Here is a 25,159-nt window from a genome sequence, read left to right as displayed (position 1 = left end):
TTCCTCATGTGATTCACCATCCTTAATAAAAATATTATGGAGAACCTAACTAAAAAGCAAGCATTTTTTTGTCTGAATTCTTGGGTCCATTATAGATGGCGTTATTCGTACATCTATGAGAGATGCGGTTATGGAAACTGATGATAGTGGACATGAACGCATAAATAGAATAAACTATGAAATTATTACTTTACAGGCATTAAGAGATAAATTACGTTGTAAAGAAATATGGGGAGTTGGTGCAAATAGATATAGAAATCCTGATGAAGACTTACCAATCGACTTTGAAGAGCATAGGAAAGAAAATTATAAAGCACTAAATAAACCCTTAGATTCAGAAAAATTTATAAATAGTATTAAACAATCCATGTATAATTCATTAAATAAATTAGATGTTGGCATGCTTAAAAATCCAAAAGTACGTATATCTAATAAAAATAATAAAGGTTGGATTACTGTATCCCCTAGTGAACCGCAAGATGAACCCATGAACTTGTCAAAAATAAAAGCTGAAATTATGAGACACTGGCCAATGACTAATTTGCTTGATGTACTTAAAGAAGCAGATTTAAGAATAAATTTTACAGACAACTTTAAGACCATGGCTTCTCATGAAAGATTAGATAGAGAAGTAATTCAAAAGCGTCTTATTTTAGCACTATATGGATTAGGTACAAATACAGGATTGAAGCGTATCGCTGCAGGAAATCATGGTGAAAATTATGAGAATTTGCTTTATATAAAAAGAAAATTTATAAATAAAGATAACTTACATAATGCAATAACATCAGTAGTTAATGCAATACTTAAAAGTAGAGTAGAAGACATATGGGGTGAAGGAACAACAACCTGTGCTTCTGATAGTAAAAAATTTGGAGCATGGGATCAAAATCTAATGACAGAATGGCATATTAGATATCGGGGTCGTGGTGTAATGATATATTGGCATGTTGAAAAAAATTCTACATGTATATATTCACAGTTAAAACAATGCTCATCTTCTGAAGTATCTGCAATGATAGAAGGATTATTAAAACATTGTACAGATATGGAAATAAAAAAAATTTTGTTGATTCTCATGGTCAAAGTGAAGTTGCTTTTGCGTTTTGTCATTTATTAGGTTTTAATCTAATGCCTAGAATTAAAGCAATACATTCACAAAAATTATATAGACCTGATACTGGAATAAGTGAACTATATCCTAATCTTCAACTAGTGCTGACAAGGCCTATAAATTGCGAACTTATAAGGCAGCAGTATGATCAAATGATAAAATATGCTACAGCTTTAAGACTAGGCACAGCAGAAACAGAAGCTATATTAAAAAGATTTACCAGAAATAATTTGAAACATCCAACATATTTAGCTCTTGCAGAATTAGGAAAAGCTATAAAGACTATATTTCTTTGCGAATACTTAAACTCAGAAGCTCTAAGAATAGAGATACATGAAGGACTTAATGTGGTTGAAAATTGGAACTCAGCTAACTCATTTATTTTCTATGGTAAAAGTGGTGAAATATCAACAAATAGAATCGAAGATCAGGAGCTTTCAGTATTAAGTCTTCATCTTTTGCAAAATTGCTTGGTATACGTAAATACACTAATGATACAACAAATATTATCTGAAAAGAAATGGTATGATATGATGGAACCTGAAGATTTCAGAGCATTAACCCCATTAATATATAATCATGTAAATCCGTATGGAAATTTTGATTTAGATATGACTCAAAGAATTCCTATAAATATATACAATAATTCAGTACAAGTATAATACCGATTATATATTAATCCATGCTATATTCTTAATAGTTATCATGGATTACAGTATATTCCATTTACTTTTCAGTACATGACACGGATGCTCCTTCTACCCCTTGTAGCCTATCCAGTTTGATAAGCTAAACATAAAAGAACAGGTAGAATTTATTAATGAAGAATTACAAAAAGATAAAAAAATAAGTGTTACAAAATTATGTAAAAAATATGGTATAAATAAAAGTACAATTATAAGTAGATTTACAACAAAAGGCTACTGTTTATGCTAACATAAAAATAGGTCAAGCGCTCATTGAAAACTAGGTCACTTATCAGCCAAAATATGTTATTCTTTTAGTATTATGCTAAGAGGAGGACAGAAGGAAGTGATCACACTGACACAAAAACAAAAAATAATACTGAAACATATTGATGGAATGAGCAACCGGGCTATTGCAAAAGAATTACACATGAGTAAAGATACTATAAATAAATATGTCAATGAGTATCAACATCAAAAAACAGAATTATTGCTTATTAATCCTGGATTAGATCAATCCGAACTTATTCAAGCAATTATCGAAAAACCAAAATATCATTCCAATGGACGTAAACCTGTAAAGGTGACACAACAGATATTGGATATTATTGAAAAATGTCTGGAATCAAACAGAAAGAAGCGTTCAGAAGGAAGATCAAAGCAGGCCATGAAAAAAATAGACATCCACGAATATCTGATAAAACAGGGATGCAGTATCAGTTATTCGACAGTTAAACGTCTTGTAAACCAGGATGAGATGAGGTATAGGGAAGCTTTTATAAGACAGGAATATAAATTGGGTGATATTTGTGAATTTGACTGGGGCGAAGTAAAACTTGATATTGGTGGCTCAGGATTTAAGAAATATCAGATGGCAGTATTTACACCTGCAAAAGCAAACTATCGTTTTGCCATACTGTTTAAATCGCAGGATACACCGGTATTTCAGCAGCCACATGCAGAATTTTTTGAACACTGCGGCGGCTCCTATAAAACCATGGTATACGATAATATGAAAGTTGCAGTAAAAAAATTTGTAGGGCTTCATGAGAAGGAACCAACTAAAGCACTAACTGAACTTTCTATCTACTATGGATTTAACTTCCGGTTTTGTAATATTGCCGCAGGCAACGAGAAGGGTCACGTTGAGAGAAGTGTTGAGTACGTAAGAAGACATGCATTTAGTGCACCTGATCACGAAACCTTTGACAGTCTTGCAGAAGCAAACCAGTATCTTTTCGAAACATGTATGAATTTGAATAAAAGAAGAACTTCCAATTGTACTATACCATTTGAAGTATTTGAACAGGAAAAGAAGTTTTTGCTGCCGCATCTTTCAAAATTCGAGAGCTGTATAATTTGCGAAAGCGGGGTGGACAAATACTCAACTATTGTTATAAGTCAAAACCATTATTCTGTTCCAGACATCTATGTAAACAAACTGGTGATGTCAAAAACATATACGGATAAGATCATAATCTATTATGGCAGAGCTGTAATAGCCGTACATAACCGCAGTTATGTGAATCATGATTGGAAGATAGAGCTGAAACATTATCTGAGAACTCTATCTAAAAAACCAGGTGCCCTTCACAAAAGCACGGCACTGCTTCAGGCGGACACCAAAATTAAAAATATCTATGATCATTATTATAACAATGATGTAAGAACATTTCTACATGTTCTTGAAGTTATTTATGAAAAAGGTGTAGATGCTGTTTGTGATGCATTAAGAGAACTGGAGAAAATTTCACCTCTTGATATGAGTGCTGATAAAGTAAGCACTGTCTGTGACAGGCGTGCGGAGAAAAATAATATAAGGAGAGATTACAATGATTATATTTCCCAAAAATCACGGAATACCCTATCTGTATATAATCAGCTGGCTCGAATTCAATCAGGATGTTTAAGGGAGGAAATTTTATAAAAAATGAGAGTTAAGTTAAATGAAGAAATCAAAGAATACTGCCGTATCTTAAAACTTCACGGTATACAAGAACACTTTGAAGAGGAAATGGGTGAATCAAGTGACTACGAAGATTTTCTCCACAAACTTCTGACCTATGAACTGGTAGAAAAAGATAAACGCAGTGTGGAATGCCGTATACGCAATGCAAAATTTCCATACAGGAAATATTTAGAGGATATTGAAACAAAATACCTTCCTGCTCCAATGAAAAAGATACTGCCGGAACTGGCCACAATGAAATTTATTGAACAGGGAAAAAATGTGATTATGTCGGGCAATCCGGGAACTGGGAAAACCCATGTCAGTATAGGGCTTGGAATTAAGGCGTGTATGGAAGGATATAAGGTTTTATTCACTACAGTTCCCCTGTTAATTACAACACTTAAGGAATGTAACAGCCAGAAAACGCTGCGTTATTTTGAAAGACGCTTCGAGAAATATGACCTTGTTATTGCTGACGAATTAGGATATATTTCCTTTGATAAGGAAGGGGCAGAACTTTTATTTACAAATCTTTCTTTACGGGCATCAAGAAAATCTATAATAATAACAACAAACCTTTCTTTTGACAGATGGGAAGAGGTATTTGGTGATCCTGTCATTACAAGTGCAATGGTAGACAGGCTTACCCATAAAGCTTATATAGTAGACATGACAGGTGATTCCTACCGACTTAGGGAAACATTTGAGGGAAGTGGAAAAGAGGCACATCATCTTTTGAAAATATGCACTTATAGATAAGTGTATATTTTTGGAGGGAGGGTGACCTAAAATTGGATGGACTTTTGACCTAAAAAGTCATTGACATATACAGCTACAAATATAATGCGGAATTAAGAGCTTATATAAAAGATATAGTTATACAAAACAATAATAAAAGTATAAGTAATATAAAACATGAAAAAACTCAAGTATCTAAAAATAATGATGTGATAGAATTACAGGAAATTAAAGATTTAAAAATTTCATTATCAGATGTAAAAGAATTATTAGAAATGAAAGAACAATTAAAAGAGATTATACAAGAATATAGCAAAAATAAAAATATAATAGATGTACCAGAAGAGCCAGAATTGAAAATTGATTTAAGTAAATTTAAAGGAGAATTAAAGGGTAGATTAATAAAGGTATATGATAATATTAATAAAGACTGGATTAAATTTTGTAAGAAAAATAATCAATTTAAGATGCAAGATCTTTATTCACTTGCTCTATTAGAATTTATGAATAGATATAAGAAATAATTTTAAGGTATATAAGCACTAGAGTTATTATAAAGATTGTCATAATTACGAAATAAGATAGTGTATTTAATATATAATTTAAAGTCTTGATTAAAATAGAAAAACCTTAATTAAAACAATTAAGGTTTTTTTATTTTAATTGAAATTATTGATCTACCAATATTTCACTATCAGTAATGCACCAAGTGTTATTAATCTTTTTTATAGTATATTTTACTAAACCGTTCCTATAGCCACCTATTTCTTTATTATTATAGTCACTAACAGAAATAGAATCTCGCATATATATATATATTTTATTTAATCTTATTTTTCTAGAATCTTGTTTTAATTCAAAAAATGTTATTTTGTAAGGCTTCTTATATTTGGAGTTACCTTTAAATACTTTAAATCCATTGGTTTTATTAAAAACATTTTTTGACATATGTTTAGATATTTCTTTAGTATATCCATCATTTGTTGTATAAGCTTTTTTCATAAAAATATAAAAATCTTCATTCTTCACTAAATTAATATTTCTAATAAAAAAGATTATAGTTAGTATAGATAATATTAGTATTATATATATAATACATTTAATAAATTTGCTTTTTATATTTTCCCCCTCCCTTTTTAATTAATGCCAAAATTTTATATATCTTATATTTGTATATGATGATGTTGGATATACATTAGCTATAGGGTAATTTTTTCTAGGGTCAGAATGAGCTGAATATAACCATCCACTACCATCTCTACCTGTTATTATAACAGTATGAGACCAATCACTTCCCACCCATTTTTTATGGTATAATTGAATAACGTCTCCTAATCTTGAACCAGAACTTGAATCTCCACCAGATGTATAACCACTACTTCTCATATAATTGTAAAAAGCTTTTACATTTATCCATGAAGTTGTATTACTAGACCACGCTGATCCAGCAGTAGGTATTCCTCCCCAATTAACACATTGAGAAACAAAATTAGTACAATCTCCACCTTCTTTATCATAGTTATGATATTTAGGATTAAAGCTATATGCCCATTTAAGAGCGTAATTTACAGCAGCATTTGCCTTATATCCTGAATAAGCAGCTTTAGTATTAACAGGTACTGATGTTGTTTGTTTATTTTGTTCTTCAGCATATCTATCTATATTATTTGATATATCGTCTATAGAACTTATTTTATCAGTGATGAAATTATCGTACTCTTCTGTATTTTCTATTTTTTTAGAAGCATCATAATCTAATTTATTAATTGATCTAACTTGATTAGTAGAATTAATAGGCTCTTCCTGCATATCTGTTAAATCTAACATTTTAGTTATATAGTAATTATTACCTTTTTTTTCTAACTCAAATATATATTTTTCATCAAAAGAAGATGATTTAACATTAGAATTTGATAGATAAAAATCTATACTATACTTAACATTTAATGTATATTTGTTGTTAGAATTTTTTTGTATATTTTCTATATCTAAAGTACTATTATAATTCAATGCTTTTAAATTTACTTTTTTATACCATTGAGTCTTAAATTTGTTAGTTTTTTCAATTAGTTCAAGTAATTTAGAATCTCCAATTAATTCTTGATTACTTTTAAATTTCCAAGTTTTCATTATTTCATATTGAGTATCTAAAATAGTTTTTATGTTTTCTTTAATTTTAAGTGAATCAGAATCTGATAATTCTAGTTTAGTATTTGTAGGATCACTTTCATATGTAGTTTTTGCAAATACTGTATTACTAAACAATATAGTGTATATTAATAAAATACCTACAAATAATCCTAATTTTTTTTTAAACATAAGTATCCCCCTTAAGCTATAATAGTACGCTCTCGAAAACTCAGAGAGCTTGATTTTTATATATTATAAGGTTCAGCATCTTTGCTTCACCCCTAATATTTAAGCTAAATTATTATGATATTTTCCAATAAACTTATTACCAATAGCATCCTAAGCTAGAAAACATTTCGATTGATAGAACATCCCCTTTTATGAGTAAAATTGTATTGTGATTTTAAAATACTATTTTCTCAGGAGGTTTATTATGTTACGAAATTGGATTTCACATTTGGAATATCAAGAACAGCTATATCTTAAAATGCTACTTCACTATCAAACGCAAAAAAGCAGGCTGGCTGCACTTGATAAGAGTATTTCAAAACTCTATCTTCTCAACCTGGATAGCCTGCTCCCTGTAATCAAGCCTTTATATTCTGATTTAGGCCGTCCCGCCAAAAATCAGCAAGGTATAATACGATCTCTAATATTAATGCTTGATCAACACGGACATTCTATCACAAAATGGGCTAAAAAGATAGCTTCTGATCCTTTGCTTCTTGATATATGTGGTTTTGAGGATGGTGTCCCATCTGCATCCTCATATTATGACCTTTTAGTACGTTTATGGATTTCAGACCATAAACTTCAAGTTGAACGTAAACTTACGGTTAAAAATTTTTCATCCAAGCCTAGAAAAAAACTGAAAGCTGGTGAAAAGCAGCCCCCTAAGCGTTCTGGTACTGTTAAGAAGCTTGTTGATAAAGCTATCAAAGGTAAACTTAGAAACTTCTGTCCTGAAAACATTTTTCAGAAGTTTATCGCCCGATGTGTTGTTGATTTCTCTTCTAAAATGGGTATTCTTGGAGATATCAATAACTTATCCCTTGCCTTTGACGGTTCACCTTTCTATTCTGGTGCCAGCCATTATGGAGTTAAGGTTTGTGACTGCAAATCTAAAGGCATATACAACTGTCATTGTCCCAGACGGTATTCAGATCCTGATGCCTGCTGGGGATGGGATAGCTATAGAGAACAGTGGTTCTTTGGAAACACTCTTTTTAATGTGACTGCTTCCGATAGCCCCTATGACCTTCCTATCTACATTAAGATGGTACAGGCTAGCCGCCATGACAGCATTACTACAGTTTTTGCACTTGAAGATATTCATAATCTTTATCCTGACCTTCATTTTAAGAACTTTATTGCTGATGGAGCCATGGATAACTATCCTACTTATGATCTGCTTAAGCACCACAATATTTCTCCTTTTATTTCTTTAGATTCCAGGACAAAAGCAAAATTTGATTATCCCCATCCTAATATACTTTGTTTCGATAACAAAGGAAATCCTATTTGCATGGGTGGTATTCCTTTTGTCAATTGGGGATATTCAAAACCTAAAGGAATCAAATACCGTTGTTATTTTGCAGCAAAAGGTTTAGAACCTCCTGCAGAGTGTAAATGCTCTGACAGTAAATATGGTAAAGTTATTCACATTAAACCTGATTATGATCCGAGGATGTTTCCTCCTGTACCACGTAATTCTGAAAAATTTAAAGATAAATTTAAAACCAGAACCTCTGTCGAACGCTCAAACAAACGAATGTTTAATGATTATAACATTCAAGAATATAAATCTCGAAGTGCTATGCTGCGTATGGCTTTAGCAACTTTTTCTGTAATCAATATACACTTAGATGCCTGGATAAAGCATACCGGCTTTAGTTTTGGCAGTCTTATGCAAAGTAAGGCTGTATAGAACACTTATTGAATATTTTCCCAGGGCCTAATCTCAGGCTTTTTTGTTATGTCCTTTTTGTGTCCGTCCTCTCATAACAATGTGTGATTTTCAAAGTTCATTTAACAAGTTTCCAACTTATGCTAAGTAGTTGGCTGATTAAATATCTTTTAAGATTTTCCATCTACTTTTCGAGTGTCTTCATTATAACAGCCAGAATAAAAAGCCAGGTGAGAAGAACTATTGCGGCTCCTATGCTGCCGTAGATTATAGAGTAATTGGCAAAATTATTGACATAAAATGCAAAAATCATGGATATTATCACAATACTAATTGTGGAAAACAGCGCCCCTGGAATTACCTCTCTCCATACAAGTTTTATACTGGGAGTATAGATATAAACTGCAGAAAAAATAAATACTGTAGAAACAAATATAATTACATATCTCAATATATCCCATATAAAATTAAATTCTTCAGAAAATCCAAGGTTAAAAGCTATTAAACTTCCAAGCATCTGCCCAAATACCAAAAATAATATGGTAATTATCATTATGATCGTTATTCCGAGAGTGCACAATATAGCTACAGTATATATCTTTACTATGGATCTGTGTTCCTTTTGATTGTACGCCTTATTGAGTCCTTTTATCACTGCATGAAACCCTCCAGAAGAAGCCCATATTGTAAAAATTAAACTCAGATATATTAATTGAGTATTTTTAGTAACTGTAATTCTGAGAACTGTGCTCTCCACTAACTCCAGTACATTTTTAGGTAATATATAGCTCAAAACTGTAAGTATATCACTACTGCTCACATCACTATACCCTATAAAACTTATAATAAATATAAGGAAAGGGAAAAAGGAAAATATCAAACTATAGGCAAGCTGAGAAGCAAGTGCCAGAACATCGTCTTCCATAAATCTAAAGACAAGCTCTTTTATTTTATATACAGTATTTTTTTTCAACTACATATTCCCCCTTTCATGTACTAGCCTACTAAATAATTTTCTTGATTTTCATACTATAAATAATATGCTGCATTTTTACTAATATTATAATTTCCCCATTTAAATGCTAAATTATAAATAACTCAAAAAGGAGCGCAGCATAATCATGCTCCAGCTCCTTTTTTGGGGGAATAATGTTAAATATTACTAGAATTTATTTGAAATATCTATTCAGCAGCCCTGTAAATGCAGCTCCGTGCCTTGCTTCGTCTTTACACATTTCATGTACAGTATCATGAATTGCATCATAATTTAATTTTTTCGCCAGCGTTGCCAAATCCTTTTTACCCTTGCATGCTCCAGCTTCTGCTTCTATTCTCATCTGCAAATTTTTCTTTGTATCTGGTACTACCACTTCTCCCAATAATTCTGCAAATTTGGATGCATGTTCTGCCTCTTCAAAAGCTATTCTCTTATATGCTTCTGCAACTTCTGGATACCCTTCTCTATCAGCTTGACGGCTCATGGCAAGATACATTCCAACTTCAGAACATTCTCCAGTAAAATTAGCTCTCAATCCCTCTAATACCTGAGGATCCACTCCTTTGGCAACACCTATTTTATGCTCATCTGCCCAAGCAGCTGAATCCTCGGATTTTTCCACAAATTTATCTGACGGCGCACCACATACAGGACATTTTTGAGGTGCCCTTTCTCCTTCATAAACATATCCACAAACTGAACAAACAAATTTTTTCATAATAAAATTCCTCCTAAAATTTATTTTATGTAATTAATTTATTAACTCTTTTGAACAATTATTATTATATAATATTAATTGTTATTTTGCAAGAACTTTTTTATTTATTTTAAAAAAAGTTTTGAGGTATGCATGGGGCATACCTCAAAACTAAAACTTTCTAATCTCCTTTAATATACTATTTTCTACTTTACTGCAGTCCGGTACATAGCTTTTAAGCAATTTCATCCTACCCTCCAATGTATAATTTTCCAGAAATGCAGGTATAAGGAAACTATCACCTTTAGATATGGTTTCAGATCCACCATCATATATTATCTTTCCCTGTCCATCAACACAGGTAAATATATAAAATCTTTCTCTATCACTGTCTTCCGAAGCCCTATCCAAAATATCATATAATTCCAGTGAAAACTCTCTCGCAAGGCATAAATAGGTCTTTTCAAAACCTTCTCTTTTTAAGGTAATTCCTCTGCTCTTTTCTCCCTTCAAACTTAGATCCACTACATCCAGTGCTTTTTTAACATGAAGTTGCCTTCCCCTACCATAGTCATAGACTCTGTAGGTGACATCACTGCTCTGCTGAATCTCTGCTATAATAACTCCCTCGCATATAGCATGAACAAGTCCACTTTTTATAAAATACACATCTCCCTTTTTAACAGGTATTTTATTCATAAACTTTTCCAGATTACCCTGCTCAATTGCATTTTTAAATTGCTGCATAGTACAATTTTTCTTCGTCCCTACTATTAAACTTGCACCTTCAAAGGCATCTACTACATACCATACCTCTGACTTCCCAGAATCATTTTCCACTTTACCTGCATATGCATCATTTGGGTGCACCTGTATGGAAAGTTTATCTGTAGCATTTATCAATTTTATAAGAAGAGGAAATCTCTTCACTCTAATTTCAGTTCCTAAAAGTCTTTCTCCTAGTTTATCAATAAGTTCATCAAATTTAATTCCCTTTAATTCTCCGTTTGCCACTATTCCTGTACCATTTTTATGACACGCAATATCCCAGCTTTCTCCTATCTTCCCCTCTGGAAGATTATTCCTGAAGGCTTCTAAATCTCTTCCTCCCCAAATTTTTTTATAATATAGATTCTCAAATTTTATAGGATACAAAGTAATCCATCTCCTTATACATTAAAATTCGGTAACTATATTATAACTCTTACAAACATTTATTTTTCTTTATACAAAAAATAATATACAGAAAAATTGATCCAGGATCACTGTTTCGTAGACTTTTCTATATATTATGCCTTAATTCTCAATATATTTTTTTATCTCTTCAAAACCGGTATTATCTAAACTGCTTATTTTAAATACCCTCTCAGCACCCGCCATCTTCAATATTTCTTCTAATATAGCAATATCACCGCTTTTTCTGCAAAGATCCATTTTAGTTATTATACCTATAAGCGGTTTGGCAAACATACCCGCAAAACTAGGCGGAAATACAACATTTAAATTTGTACACTCCTGAAAAATAGCTATGACATCACAATCTGCTGAAAGAACTGAAATTGCACTATAGAGTCTATTTTCTATATATTCACCCGGCGTATCCATAAATGCACCATTTAAAAATTCTGGAGTCTGAGTTTTTTTATAACTTATTTTCTCCCCTGACATAGCTTGACAAAAAGTAGTTTTCCCAGAACCCGTTTTTCCTATTAGCAATAAAGTTTTCATAACAACTCCCCTATGATTTAGTTATATCGGCTACAGAAAATTTAAGTACCTTGCTCAATAAATTGAGCACTTCTCGAAGAGCAGATTCCACACTGGAAACATCTCCAGTTATAACTAAAGATCCACTGAATCTATCTACAAATCCAATATATACCTGTGCTGCCTTAGTAGCCACATCTGCTGCTATAATTGCAGCTTCACTGGGAGTTATAGTAAGTATCCCTATTGCATTCATATTTTCATTTATCAGTCCAAGCTTTCTGTATAAATCCCTATTGGGATTTGCTATTACATGTGCCAGTGTAACTTGTTTACCCGGAACATATTCCTGTATTACCCTTTGTTTTTTTTCCATAGATTATCACCACAAATACCTTTATAAATATTAAAAAATATGTCTTTTGTACACTACTCCTATGTGTAAATTTTACAATTGAAATGAATATTTGTCAATTCCCATATTTTCTAATCATAAATATCCTTAAATAATTTTTTTACAGCCTCTACCTGCGGTTTTCTAGGATTTGTACCGGTGGTTTTATCTTCAATAGCCACTTTAGCCAATTCTTCCAGATTGTCATTGAATTCTTTTTCAGGTACTCCTAATTGTTTAAGTGAATCAGGAATATTTAAATCTCTAAGAAGATCTTTTATAGCCTCAATTAAATTCCTGACCGCCTGCCTTACACTGCTGGAAGGTACACCAATTATGTTTGCCAGGTATGCATACTTTTCAGCTGTCTTCATATACTCACCTGAATTAAATTCCTCGATGTCCGCATTATATTCTATAACATGGGGCAATATTACAGCATTGCTCCTTCCATGAGATATATGATATCTAGCACCAATGGTATGGGCCATGCCATGGTTTAACCCCAATGCAGCATTATTAAATGCCATTCCTGCCATGCAGGAAGCATTATGCATCTTTTTTCTGGCCTCTAAATCATTTCCATTCCTATATGCTTTCAAAAGATTTTCAAAAACAAGTTTTACAGCTTTCTCTGCCAAAGCATCGGTAAAATCATTGGCATTAATGGACACGTAGGATTCTATGGCATGAGTCAATACATCCATTCCGGTATCTGCAGTAACAAAATCTGGAACTGTCTTCACTAAATCCGCATCCAATATGGCCTCATCAGGTAATAATTCCTCTGCTACAAGTGTAGATTTTATATTATTTTTTTTATCTGTTATAACCGAAAAATCAGTGACTTCTGAACCAGTGCCACTAGTAGTAGGTATAGCTATAAATTTTATTTTTTTATTTTCTCTGGATTTATTTAATTTAGAAATAAAATATTTTATGGCTTTCGCCGAATCTATAGCGGAGCCCCCTCCCAAGGCTATTATAATACTTGAATTGAACTTTATCATATTCTCTACACCTCTTACCACTATATCTGTGGAAGGATCTGGAGTTATATCTGAAAATACCTGATATTCAGATTGAGTTTTTGCCAATTCTCCAGTTACCATATTTATAGTACCTGATTTGACCATAAATGGATCTGTAACTATAAATATTCTCTCATTTTTAAATTTGCTTAATCTCTGTAAAGAATGATCTCCAAAATGTACTTGAGTTTGAACTTTAAAATCACCCATAATTTTCCTCCTTCTATACAACAACAGTTTCTATTGTAACTTATAACTACATCTACATTAAAAATGATATTATAATAATTATATACATTAATATGCAAAATATAAAGACATATTATTCTGCTATATTAAAATTATTTACATATTAAACTAAGATTCAAATTACGGGTAAGTTGCCAGCTTTTCATCAAGTGATTCCAAGGTTTAAACGAGGAGAAACTTGCAGACAAGTTTTTTATCCCAACCTAGGAACCACCTCTACAATAATAAATTTCAAAAACTATTTTTCTATTACAACCACAGGTTTAATTAAATCCTTAGGTTTATCTTTCATTAGCAAAAGTGCTTTCTCTATATTTTCAAAACCGCTATAAACATGGGTAACAAGTTTGCTTATATCAACCCGTCCATATCTTACAAGATCTATTAACCTTTGGACCCTAAGTCTTCCTCCAGGACAAAGCCCTCCTCTTATGGTTTTATGAGCCATTCCACATCCCCATGCTTCACGGGGTACAGGCAAAAAATCTCCCTTCCCATGATAATTTACATTGGAAACCACTCCTCCGGGTTTAACCATAGTTATAGCTTGTGCTAAAGTGTCAACATTTCCTCCAGCTATAATCACACGATCAACGCCCTTTCCATGGGTCAAGCTCATGATCTGTTCAACTATATCTCCTTCTTTGTAGCTTATTATATCAGTTGCCCCATAACTCCTGGCAACCTCAACACAAACCGGTCTAGTTCCAACACCTATAAGTCTTCCTGCTCCACGCAGCCTGGCTCCTGCCACAGCCATCAGCCCCACCGGTCCTATACCTATAACTACCACACTCTGTCCTAATTCTATCTCAGCCAATTCTGCACCATGAAAACCCGTAGTCATCATGTCAGTTATCATAACTGCGCTCTCTACAGGTATTTCATCTGGTAAAATTTCAAGATTGGCATCTGCTTCATTTACATGAAAATAATCTGCAAAAACTCCATCTTTAAAATTGGAATATTTCCACCCAGCAAGCATTCCTCCTGAATGTTGAGGATATCCTGACTGAGATTCCAATGTCCCCCAATCCGGTGTTGTACATGGCACTATTACTCTGTCACCTGGTTTGAAATCTTTGACCATATTTCCTATTTCAACTACTTTTCCCACTGCCTCATGTCCTAGAATCATATTGCTTCTCTCTCCAAGTGCCCCTTCAAATACAGTATGAATATCAGAAGTGCATGGTGATACAGCCAATGGAGACACTATGGCATCATATGGGCCTGCTTTTGGTGCATCTTTTTCAACCCATCCTACTTTACCTGGACCTATCATTGCAAAACCTTTCATAAAATAAAAACCTCCTAACTTACAAAATATTGTACTGTTATCTTAGAGCAAAATCCGTTCCAATAATTCTCACTAAATTACAATATGAGAAATTTTCAAATTAAAGAAAAGCCTATTTACAATAATAAAGCGACTAAAATGGCGCTTATAAATTATTTAAAATAGGTTAAATTTTTAATTATTTTTTTGCAAATCAAATTCTCTCAAAAATAAGATTGTTGTTAAATGCTACAATATTTATTCAATTACTGTTTTATTTTACAACATTGTTGTTTTTTTATACATTATTTCAATTTCAAGTCCATAAAAATTTGATAAATATTTATCATCTAATTTTTATATCAAACTTCCTTATTTTAGTATATAAGGTACTTCTATTTATTTTTAAAATTTTAGCAGCTTTGGTAATATTGAAATTACATTTATGCAGGCAATCTACTATGGCTATTTTGTCCCATTGATCTAGAGAATACATATCATACTCAAAATTCTCCTCCTTACAACTTATTTGTGTTTCACGAAAATCCGAGTCCTTAAATTCAAAAGAGGTATTCCCATTCATATTTACAATATTTTCAATGCAATTCTCAAGTTCTCTTACATTTCCGGGCCAATTGTAATTTAAAATCTTCTGATATAATTCAGGGTTTATCTTTGGTATAGGCTTTTTCAATTTCAGGGACTTAACCTTTAAAAAATGATTGATGAGAATTTTCACATCATTCCCTCTATCTCTAAGAGGAGGAACATACAGCGGAATCACACTTAATCTATAATACAGATCCTCCCTAAAATTTCCCCTTTCCACTTCTTGTTTTAAGTCCTTATTAGTTGCTGCAATAATTCTCACATCCACAGCTATGCACCTGTTTCCACCAATCCTTGTAACACACCCTTCTTGAAGTACCCTAAGCAAATTAACCTGCATGTCCAGAGGCATTTCACCTATTTCATCCAAAAATAATGTTCCTCCATCTGAAAGCTCAAATTTACCAGCACGTCCACCCTTTCTAGCCCCTGTAAAAGCACCTTCTTCGTACCCAAACAATTCACTTTCTATTAAATTTTCAGGTATTGCACCACAATTTACAACTACAAAAGGATAGTTTTTTCTTTTACTTCCATTATGAATTGACTGGGCAATAAGCTCTTTTCCAGTTCCACTCTCACCCTGGATTAAAACTGTAGATGGACTATCTGCCACCTCCTTCGACTGCTCTATCAATTTGAGTACTATATCGCTTTCACCTATCAGATCATCAAAGGTATAAGTTGCTGTCTTACCTATGTATTTGTTTACAAGATTATATACCTTATTCATATTTCTAAACATGGCTACCATTCCTATTACAGCACCATTTCGATCTCTTATAGGATACACATTCAGATTAAGCCTTTGTTTCTTATCTTCATGTGAATATATTATCTCTCTATTTTCATATAATCTACCTTCTTTTAATTCTTTAAATATATATACCCAATTATTTAAAATACTGTCTATGTTCTCACCAACAACTTCCTTCTTTACATATAGAAGTTCGCAGGCACTGTTATTTATGGCTCTTATTTTACCATTATTATCCACAGCAATAATTCCTGAATTAATAGAATTTATAACCTTGTCCATATATTGATGTGCCTGAAATAATTCATACTGGGTTTTTTCCACCTTTAACTGGTTTTCTACATATCGTACTGACGCAGCTACAAGCCCTAGAGTATGAGGGTGTTCTAACTGGCGTCTCCCTGTAAGATTTAAACATCCTATTACATTACCCTTTACATCATGAATAATATCCGCAGAACAAGTCCAGGTATAATATGTAGTTATAAAGTGTTCTTCTCCCGATATTTGAACAGCACAATCTTCATAAAGAGCAACACCTATTGCATTAGTGCCTGTACTTCTTTCACTCATGTCAGCCCCTTCTACAATTCCCATTTTTTTCTCATCCTCTATTACATCCTTATCGCCTATAATCGTAAGCACAATGCCATTTTTATCTATAAGATACAGCGAAAATCCTGAATCTTTTAAAAATTTATATAGCACTTTCATAAAGGGAACAGCAATTTTTATAAGTTTTTCATTTTCTCTAAGCACTGTATGAAATTCTTCATTTTTAAGTATTCTCGTAGGGAAAACCCTATCTTTATCTATCCCGTATTGAATACACCTTTTATGAGATTCTAATATCTCTTCATTGATGTGAAAAATAATAACACCTCCTTTGCATCAAAAGATTAGGATCCATAACCGTGTTCTCATATTATAGATTGATCATACCATAAATCAAAAAAAAAGGCGATCCATCACACCACCTATGGAGGTGGAAGATTTCTCGCCAATTGATGTTAAAATATAAATTCAGTGCAGCGGGAGAGCCAGCAATAAAATATTTGAACTTTATTTTTCAAAGAAAAGTTTTATGTCATCTTCTACTGATCCTATGCCTGCAATTCCAAAATTCTCAACCAATACATTAGCTACATTTTCGGAAAGAAATGCAGGAAGAGTAGGGCCAAGATGAATATTTTTCACGCCAAGATACAACAGTGCCAGCAGAACTATTACGGCTTTCTGCTCATACCATGCAATATTATATACAATAGGAAGATCATTTATATCCTCAAGTCCAAAAACTTCTTTCAATTTCAATGCAATCACTGCCAATGAATAGGAATCGTTGCATTGTCCTGCATCAAGTACACGGGGAATTCCTCCAATATCGCCCAGCTGAAGCTTGTTGTATTTATATTTCGCACATCCTGCTGTAAGAATAATTGCATCTTTTGGCAGTGCTTTTGCAAAATCAGTATAATAATTTCTGGACCTGGCTCTTCCGTCACATCCTGCCATAACAACAAATTTTTTAATAGCACCTGATTTTACTGCATCCACAATTTTATCTGCCAATGCAAGAACCTGATTATGTGCAAATCCCCCTATAATTTCACCACTTTCTATTTCAACAGGAGGCGCACACTTTTTGGCATGTTCAATAATCTGGGAAAAATCTTTTTCTTCTCCTACTTCACCTTTAATATGCTTACACCCTGGAAATCCTGCTGCACCAGTAGTGTAAAGTCTATCCTTATAGCTAGCTTTAGGCGGCACTATACAATTGCTGGTCATAAGAATAGGTCCATTAAAGCTCTCAAATTCTTCTTTTTGCTTCCACCACGCATTTCCATAGTTTCCTGCAAAATGAGAATACTTCTTGAATGCTGGATAATAATGAGCTGGAAGCATTTCAGAATGGGTATACACATCAACGCCAGTTCCCTCTGTCTGTTTTAGAAGCATCTCCAGATCCCTAAGATCATGTCCCGAAATCAATATACCAGGATTGTTTCTTACTCCTATATTTACTTTTGTAATTTCAGGATTGCCATAGGAAGATGTATTTGCCTTATCCAAAAGTTCCATGACATTAACGCCATATTTCCCAGTTTCAAGTGTCAATGCCACTAGATCATCCACACCCAAAGTATCATCTAATGTTTTTGCCAATGCCCTCTGCAAAAACGCATCAACTTCCTCATTGTCTTTCAAAAGCGCATTTGCATGCTTGCTATAGGCTGATAGGCCTTTTAAACCATAGGTAATCAATTCACGCAGACTTCTTATATCTTCATTCTTTGTTGAAAGAACTCCAACACCAGCTGCCTTTAACGCAAATTCATGTCTATTGGAACTGTACCAGGCTGCTGCTTCTGGAAGATCATTTTTATTGTCCAGCTGTTTTAACAGTTCTTCTTTCTTTTCCAGAGTTTCAAGAATTCTTGAAACTATCATATCTTCATCAAAGTTAGCATTTGTTATTGTTGTAAACATATTGGATGTCACCAAATGATTTATTTCACTACTCACTTTTTTTCCTTCAGCACGCAGTGCTGTAGTAACTGCAGATATCCCTTTTGTCACATATACAAGCAAATCCTGCATAGCTGCTACCTCAGGTTTTTTGCCGCATACTCCCACCTTAGTACAGCCTGTACATCCTGCTGTTTCCTGACATTGATAACAAAACATTTTATTTACCATGATTATGTTCCTCCTTCTGATCTTTTTATTTCTTTCGATAAATCTATATTAGCAGGAGTCCTTAAGAAATTCCGTAACATAGGTTACATGAATTTAACATTTTATATGTAATATTTAATTTTGTAACTATATAACAGTTATAACCATACTATTAAATTAAGAGTAAAAAATGGGAGTTATATGTATGTACAATTATAATAGCTTTAGATTTGAAAATGAAATGGAACCTTTTGAAGAGCTTTACTGCCCTTACTGCCAATTTTGCACTTTTTTATATCCTGCACAGATGACAAGACAACAGAATAAACTTCCTCCTGGTCCTCCTCCAATTAGCGCCCCCGCAAAACAAAAATCAAATTTAAAATCCGGGCCTCAATTAAAAGCAGTTGATCCTACTTCTTTAAGACCTTGTACATTTAAATATGTTTATATCTGGCCGAAAAGAGGAAATCCTTTCTGGGCCTGGATAATCAACGTAGGCAGGAGATCTGTTTCCGGATACAGGTGGTATAGAGGTAGATGGGCATACTTCGGAATGGATTTAAAACAAATAGAAAGTTTTATATGCTACTAACTACAAAGAAGCTGTTACGAAATAAATTTGAAATAGCAATTTAGATAAATAAATATCTTGAAAAAACAAAAAATGCGTTTGAAAAAGGCTTAATAGTCCTAATTTAAACCGCATTTTTTGTATATTATTTTCTTGCAGGACTATTTTTCAATAGTCCCTAAACCAATTTTAAACCTAATTAGCCTTAGAATTAGCTTCTAATTCTCTAAAACCACGCCCACTTGTTACTGCCGGTAATGATACAGCTACGAAAAATCCTATGATCAAAAATACTCCTAAAGTCCACATTCCTGCAACAGCATTATTGTATCTAGTCATCAACGCTCCCACAACATACGGTCCTACAAAGCCGCCCAGATTTCCAATAGCATTTATAACTCCACGGCAGCCTCCTGCCACATCTGCAGAAAATAACATTGGAGGCATAGTCCAGAATGGTCCATTTCCAGCTTCATAAAATGCACCACATCCTATCATAAATGCATAGGATACCCATACATATTTGCCAAATTGTACAGAACATATCAGGCATACGCCGAACAACAACATGGGAATTGCAGTCGACATCTTGGAATTATGTGTTTTATCACTTATATTACCGAATACCCACAATCCAACCATACCTGCAACGAAAGGAAACATTGAAAGAAATCCTATACCCGTTATTCCCGTTTTACTGATTGACTTAAGTAACGTAGGCAGCCATAAAGTAAAACCATAAACTCCTATTTGATAGCAGAAGTACACAATACTTAATTTAACCATGTTTATATTTCTCAATGCCTGTCCAAAAGTAAGTTTTGCTGCTACATTTTTATCCATGGCAGCTTTTTCCTCTGCAAGCTTCGAATCGATGTAATCCTTTTCCTCTTTGATAAGCCATTTTGCATTCTCAGGACGATCCGTAATAAGAGGCAGCCAACAAAGCATTAATAATAATGCCAATATTCCTTCACCTATAAACAAAAGACGCCAGCTGCTCAATACAATTAGCCAACTGGAAATAGGCCCAGTTATCATATTTGCCACAGCAAGATTCATGATAAAGAAAGCATTTGCTCTTCCTCTCTCTTCCATTGGAAACCAGTGAGTAATAATAACCAGTATGGCAGGCCAAACTCCACCTTCAGCAACTCCTAAACAAAATCTTAAAATCAAAAGCTGTGTTGAATTATGAACAAACCCCTCTACAATAGCAAATATACTCCAGGCAATTATTGAAAAACTAATAAATTTTTTTGCACTTCCGTGTTCTGCCATGTTCCCGCCTGGAATTTGCAAAACCATGTAGCCGATAAAGAAAATACCAGAGGCAAGTCCACTCATGGAAGCTGTCAAATTCAAAGCTTCACTCATGCCACCTGCAATGGCAAAACTTATATTGGTACGATCCATAAATGCAACAATATAAACCAGTATACAAACCGGAATAATATGTGTCCAACGCCTTTTTGGAATTTTCTTAACTTCTGTTTCCATATCTCCATCCTCCTAATTATTAAATTAATTATATAAATGAGCAGAACAGTAAAATTGTATTTATTTACTCCATTTCTGTTACATGTTATAATTATGATGGACAGCTGAAAATCCTATTTTATACTATAGTATAGTTATTAATTCATTTATAGATACCCCATATCACTATCTAAGAAAGTGATATGAATTAGCTGTCAGTTATTATTGAGAGAGAGTTTTTCCTATCCCCGACTAATAAATAGGAAAAAACAAACTCTCTTTCTGTCTATTTTCAAATGTTCATCATTTTGTGTAATAACATGTAATTTACTTGAGTCTTTCACTTTTTACACAATTCTGCTCATTTATTATCTAAAATTTATTTTGCCAGCTTTTTATATATATCCAGTCTTTCTCTTGCGTCTCTTTCCGTTATTGTGTACATTTCATCTGCTTTATCAGGTAATATTTTTTTCAATGAAGCATATCTAACCTCACCTAATAAGAAATTTTTAAAGTCTCCATCTGGCTCTTTAGAATCCAATATAAAAGGATTTTTTCCTTCAGCCTTTAATGCTGGATTAAATCTATAAAGTGGCCAATACCCACATTCTACAGCTCTTTTCCCCTCTTCCTGACTTTTGTTCATTCCACATTTCAATCCGTGATTGATGCATGGTGCATATGCAATTATAAGTGATGGACCTTCATATGCTTCTGCCTCTCTTATAGCTTTAAGTGTCTGATTCTTATCAGCACCCATACAGATCTGAGCAACATATACATACCCATAGGTCATTGCCATAAGCCCAAGATCTTTCTTTTTCGTTCTCTTTCCTCCCGAAGCAAACTTTGCAATAGCCGATGATGGAGTTGCTTTAGAAGATTGTCCTCCTGTATTTGAATAAACTTCCGTATCCACTACAAGTACATTTACATCCTCACCTGTGGCCAATACGTGATCAAGGCCCCCATATCCTATATCGTAAGCCCATCCATCTCCACCAAATAACCATTGTGATTTCTTAATGAAGAAATCGCTTAAATTAAACAATTCTTTAGTAAGATCATTTTTATATTTTTCCTTTTCAAGCAGCGGCATGATTTTAGATTTTGCTGCTTTAGATTCTGAAGCACTGTTCATATTTTTTATCCATTCTCTCAGTGCTACTTTCAATTCACTGGAAATATCAGATTCCATAGCTTTCTCAGCAATATTTTTCATTTTTTCTCTTGTCTGGTTGATACCCACATACATTCCATAGCCATATTCAGCATTATCCTCAAATAATGACATAGCCCATGCAGGTCCATGGCCTTCAGCATTGACAGTATATGGAGTAGAGGGAGTAGACCCTGACCATGCTGAAGAGCAGCCAGAGGCATTAGCTATAAGCATTCTATCTCCAAATAACTGCGTTATGAGTTTCATATACGGAGTCTCACCACATCCGCCGCAGGCACCGCTAAATTCAAGCAGCGGCTGTTCAAATTGACTTCCTTTAACAGTATCAGTGCCTATAGGATTCTTGACTGGAAGTTTAATTGCATAATCAAACTTTTCCTGTTCACAGGTCTGCGTATCTATTGGTTTCATGACAAGGGCATCACGAGGGCATACATCTGCACAGCTGCCGCATCCTGTACAATCAAGGGCACTCACAGCCATAGAAAACTTATATCCATCAAATTTCTTTCCACCCTTAGCATCCATAAATTTCATTCCCTTTGGAGCACGTTGTACTTCACCTTCATCCAATAATATCGGCCTAATTACTGCATGTGAGCATACATATGAACATTGATTACACTGTATGCATCTTTCAGGCTGCCATTCTGGAACATTTACAGCAACTCCCCTTTTCTCATATGCCGCAGCTCCATTTTGAAAAGTTCCATCCTCCATTCCAACGAAGGAACTCACCGGAAGCAGATCTCCTTCTTGTCTGTTCATAACATCCACTATATTTTTTATATAATCTGGTCTATCAGATTCCGTCTTTTCCTCCATTTTAGCATCAGCCCAGCTTTTAGGTACATTTATTCTGACAATACATTCTGCTCCACTATCCACTGCTTTTTGATTCATCCTAACTACATTTTCACCTTTTCTTCCATATATATCAGCTATGGCTTCTTTGAGATACCTAGTTGCATCTTCTACAGGTATGATTTTAGCAAGTGTAAAAAATGCCGACTGCATTATCATGTTGATTCTTCCGCCAAGTCCTATTTCCTGTGCTATCTTCACAGCATTTACGGTATAGAATTTAATATTGTGTTCTGCAATATATTTTTTCATTGCCGCTGGTAATTTTTCATCAACTTCGTTTCCATCCCAAATTGTATTTAAAAGGAATGTACCTCCGTCCTTGATGCCGTCAAGAACATTATATTTATATACGTATGCCTGATTATGGCAGGCCACATAATCCGCTGAATTTATCAGATAAGTAGATTTTATAGGTTTCTTACCAAACCTCAAATGGGAAATTGTAATTCCTCCTGATTTCTTAGAATCATAGGAAAAATATCCTTGAACATACATATCCGTATGATCCCCTATAATCTTAATGGCACTTTTATTAGCTCCAACAGTTCCGTCTGAACCAAGTCCCCAAAATTTACACTGCTTTGTTCCTTCTGGAACCGTTGATAAATGTCTTGTAATCGGAAGTGATGTATGTGTCATATCATCCACAATACCAATTGTAAAACCATTCTTTGGAGAATCATCTCTTAAACTATCATACACAGCTGCAATCTGCGAAGACGTCGTATCTTTCGAACCGAGACCATATCGTCCTCCAACAATTATCATATCTCTATTTTTCCTAAAATAAGCATTTGTTACGTCAGTGTACAATGGTTCCCCAAGTGAACCAGCTTCTTTTGTTCTATCTAATACAGCTATTTTTTTAACTGTCTCAGGTATATATTTGAAGAAATGTTTTAATGAAAAAGGCCTATATAAGTGAACTTTAAGAACTCCTACTTTTTCCCCATTGTTATTTAGATAATCTACAGTTTCTTCTATAGTATCGCAGACTGAGCCCATTGCTATGATCATCCTATCGGCTTCAGGAGATCCATAGTAATTGAACAAATGATAATCAGTTCCTATAAGTGAATTTATTTGCTGCATGTAGTCTTCAACTATCTCAGGTAACCTCAAATAGTATTTATTCGAAGCTTCCTTCTGTTGAAAAAAGATATCTGGATTTTGAGTAGTTCCCCTCGTTACAGGATGTTCTGGATTCAAAGCATTTTTCTGAAACTTTCTCAGTGCTTCATAGTCTACCATTTTTGCCAGATCATCATAATCCCATATTCTAATTTTCTGAATTTCATGTGATGTTCTAAAGCCATCAAAAAAACTCAAAAATGGTATTCTCCCTTTAATGGCAGAGAGATGTGCGACTGGTGAAAGATCCATAACTTCCTGAACTCCACCTTCAGCCAAAAGTGCAAAACCCGTTTGTCTTGTAGCCATGACATCTCCATGATCCCCAAATATACTCAAAGCATGACTGGACAAAGTTCTAGCGCTAACATGAAATACACCTGGCAGCAATTCTCCTGCTATCTTGTACATATTTGGAATCATCAGCAACAATCCCTGCGAAGCTGTAAAAGTGCTGGAAAGAGATCCCGATTGAAGTGCACCGTGAACTGCGCCTGAGGCCCCTCCTTCTGACTGCATTTCTACAATCTTCACTCTTTGTCCAAATATATTTTTTCTCCCCTGCACAGACCATTCGTCAATATATTCTGCCATTGGTGACGATGGTGTAATAGGATATATCGCTGCTGTTTCAGTAAAAGCATATGCTACATGAGCAGCAGCAGCATTACCATCCATAGTTTTCCATTTTATTTTATTTAGACTCATTATGCTTCACTTCTTTCTATATTTTATGGATTGGTTTTGTTAATAAGTCTATATTATTCTATTCTAGCAATTGATTTCGCTAATTTCTTTTTATCTCCCAAATTCTCCTGTCTAGCTATCATTATTCTCTGTGCCTGAGGTGAACCTGCCCCGTGCATGGATTCAGTCCTATAGCTTACTGCAGCTGTACCAAGACATAAATTCTCTATAAGTCTCAGCACTTTCATTCTGTCTTCCGTAGGTATACTAGAAGTTCCCTTAAAGTATTTGGAAAAATACTTTAAGGG

At 33.8% G+C, this 25,159-nt stretch carries 19 protein-coding genes and 1 pseudogene; 6 read left to right on the top strand and 14 right to left on the bottom strand.

The window, feature by feature from the left end; genetic code table 11:
• Positions 1-91: 91 nt before the first annotated feature.
• The 4 genes and pseudogenes from LN736_RS17135 to LN736_RS17115 form a co-directional block, all read left to right on the top strand.
• Positions 92-1,776, top strand: a pseudogene (locus LN736_RS17135) (Tn3 family transposase); the annotation flags it as partial.
• 370 nt (positions 1,777-2,146) lie between these two features.
• Positions 2,147-3,727, top strand: a complete 1,581-nt coding sequence (gene istA / locus LN736_RS17125; protein ID WP_179977691.1) for an IS21 family transposase — start codon at positions 2,147-2,149, stop codon at positions 3,725-3,727.
• Positions 3,728-3,730: 3 nt separating this feature from the next.
• The gene (gene istB, locus LN736_RS17120) at positions 3,731-4,510 is read left to right on the top strand and encodes an IS21-like element helper ATPase IstB (protein WP_179977690.1); all 780 of its coding nucleotides are present in this window, start codon (positions 3,731-3,733) and stop codon (positions 4,508-4,510) included.
• 188 nt (positions 4,511-4,698) lie between these two features.
• Positions 4,699-5,013 (top strand): hypothetical protein, encoded by a 315-nt coding sequence (locus tag LN736_RS17115; protein WP_179977689.1) that lies wholly within the window; start codon positions 4,699-4,701, stop codon positions 5,011-5,013.
• 145 nt (positions 5,014-5,158) lie between these two features.
• On the opposite strand, the gene LN736_RS17110 is transcribed toward LN736_RS17115, so the two are convergent.
• Together LN736_RS17110 and LN736_RS17105 are read right to left on the bottom strand one after the other, a co-directional pair.
• Positions 5,159-5,491 (bottom strand): hypothetical protein, encoded by a 333-nt coding sequence (locus LN736_RS17110; protein ID WP_179977688.1) that lies wholly within the window; start codon positions 5,489-5,491, stop codon positions 5,159-5,161.
• 138 nt (positions 5,492-5,629) lie between these two features.
• Entirely contained in the window at positions 5,630-6,808 is a 1,179-nt protein-coding gene (locus tag LN736_RS17105; protein WP_179977687.1) for an amidase domain-containing protein, read from the bottom strand.
• 244 nt (positions 6,809-7,052) lie between these two features.
• Here LN736_RS17105 and LN736_RS17100 point away from each other — a divergent pair, with 244 nt between their 5' ends.
• Positions 7,053-8,546, top strand: coding sequence for a hypothetical protein (locus LN736_RS17100; RefSeq protein ID WP_229982072.1), 1,494 nt, complete (start codon positions 7,053-7,055; stop codon positions 8,544-8,546).
• Positions 8,547-8,709: 163 nt separating this feature from the next.
• On the opposite strand, the gene LN736_RS17095 is transcribed toward LN736_RS17100, so the two are convergent.
• From LN736_RS17095 to hcp, 9 genes are all read right to left on the bottom strand, one after another.
• The gene (locus LN736_RS17095) at positions 8,710-9,498 is read right to left on the bottom strand and encodes a YihY/virulence factor BrkB family protein (protein WP_229982071.1); all 789 of its coding nucleotides are present in this window, start codon (positions 9,496-9,498) and stop codon (positions 8,710-8,712) included.
• Positions 9,499-9,694: 196 nt separating this feature from the next.
• Positions 9,695-10,240 (bottom strand): NADH peroxidase, encoded by a 546-nt coding sequence (locus LN736_RS17090; RefSeq protein WP_150358682.1) that lies wholly within the window; start codon positions 10,238-10,240, stop codon positions 9,695-9,697.
• A gap of 150 nt (positions 10,241-10,390) precedes the next feature.
• Positions 10,391-11,374 (bottom strand): type I phosphomannose isomerase catalytic subunit, encoded by a 984-nt coding sequence (locus tag LN736_RS17085; RefSeq protein WP_229982070.1) that lies wholly within the window; start codon positions 11,372-11,374, stop codon positions 10,391-10,393.
• Positions 11,375-11,515: 141 nt separating this feature from the next.
• Positions 11,516-11,947 (bottom strand): EutP/PduV family microcompartment system protein, encoded by a 432-nt coding sequence (gene eutP / locus LN736_RS17080; RefSeq protein WP_150358312.1) that lies wholly within the window; start codon positions 11,945-11,947, stop codon positions 11,516-11,518.
• A 10-nt stretch (positions 11,948-11,957) separates the two neighbouring features.
• On the bottom strand, positions 11,958-12,302 hold the full coding sequence (gene eutS / locus LN736_RS17075) for an ethanolamine utilization microcompartment protein EutS (protein WP_150358311.1): 345 nt from the start codon (positions 12,300-12,302) through the stop codon (positions 11,958-11,960).
• A gap of 110 nt (positions 12,303-12,412) precedes the next feature.
• Positions 12,413-13,561 carry a 1-propanol dehydrogenase PduQ gene (locus LN736_RS17070; protein ID WP_179978383.1) on the bottom strand — a complete coding sequence of 383 codons (1,149 nt, stop codon included), beginning with the start codon at positions 13,559-13,561 and terminating at the stop codon, positions 12,413-12,415.
• A gap of 277 nt (positions 13,562-13,838) precedes the next feature.
• Positions 13,839-14,900 (bottom strand): NAD(P)-dependent alcohol dehydrogenase, encoded by a 1,062-nt coding sequence (locus LN736_RS17065; RefSeq protein WP_179978382.1) that lies wholly within the window; start codon positions 14,898-14,900, stop codon positions 13,839-13,841.
• Positions 14,901-15,225: 325 nt separating this feature from the next.
• Positions 15,226-17,118: a sigma-54-dependent Fis family transcriptional regulator gene (locus LN736_RS17060; RefSeq protein WP_150358308.1), complete on the bottom strand. Its 1,893-nt coding sequence runs from the start codon at positions 17,116-17,118 to the stop codon at positions 15,226-15,228.
• Between the two features lie 189 nt (positions 17,119-17,307).
• Positions 17,308-18,948, bottom strand: coding sequence for a hydroxylamine reductase (gene hcp, locus LN736_RS17055; RefSeq protein WP_150358307.1), 1,641 nt, complete (start codon positions 18,946-18,948; stop codon positions 17,308-17,310).
• A gap of 184 nt (positions 18,949-19,132) precedes the next feature.
• Here hcp and LN736_RS17050 point away from each other — a divergent pair, with 184 nt between their 5' ends.
• Positions 19,133-19,522 carry a hypothetical protein gene (locus LN736_RS17050; protein ID WP_150358306.1) on the top strand — a complete coding sequence of 130 codons (390 nt, stop codon included), beginning with the start codon at positions 19,133-19,135 and terminating at the stop codon, positions 19,520-19,522.
• A 174-nt stretch (positions 19,523-19,696) separates the two neighbouring features.
• Here the strand turns inward: LN736_RS17050 and LN736_RS17045 are convergent, their stop codons facing one another.
• The 3 genes from LN736_RS17045 to LN736_RS17035 all read right to left on the bottom strand — a co-directional run.
• Positions 19,697-21,001, bottom strand: a complete 1,305-nt coding sequence (locus tag LN736_RS17045) for an MFS transporter (protein WP_229982068.1) — start codon at positions 20,999-21,001, stop codon at positions 19,697-19,699.
• A 358-nt stretch (positions 21,002-21,359) separates the two neighbouring features.
• The gene (gene nifJ / locus LN736_RS17040) at positions 21,360-24,872 is read right to left on the bottom strand and encodes a pyruvate:ferredoxin (flavodoxin) oxidoreductase (protein ID WP_229982067.1); all 3,513 of its coding nucleotides are present in this window, start codon (positions 24,870-24,872) and stop codon (positions 21,360-21,362) included.
• A 53-nt stretch (positions 24,873-24,925) separates the two neighbouring features.
• On the bottom strand, positions 24,926-25,159 hold a 234-nt coding region (locus LN736_RS17035; RefSeq protein ID WP_326839098.1), incomplete at its 5' end, for a 4-hydroxyphenylacetate 3-hydroxylase C-terminal domain-containing protein.

Origin of the sequence: Clostridium aromativorans, from assembly GCF_020908015.1 — a bacterium.
Classification (GTDB): domain Bacteria; phylum Bacillota; class Clostridia; order Clostridiales; family Clostridiaceae; genus Clostridium_B; species Clostridium_B aromativorans.
This window is presented reverse-complemented; position numbering and strand designations above follow the sequence as displayed.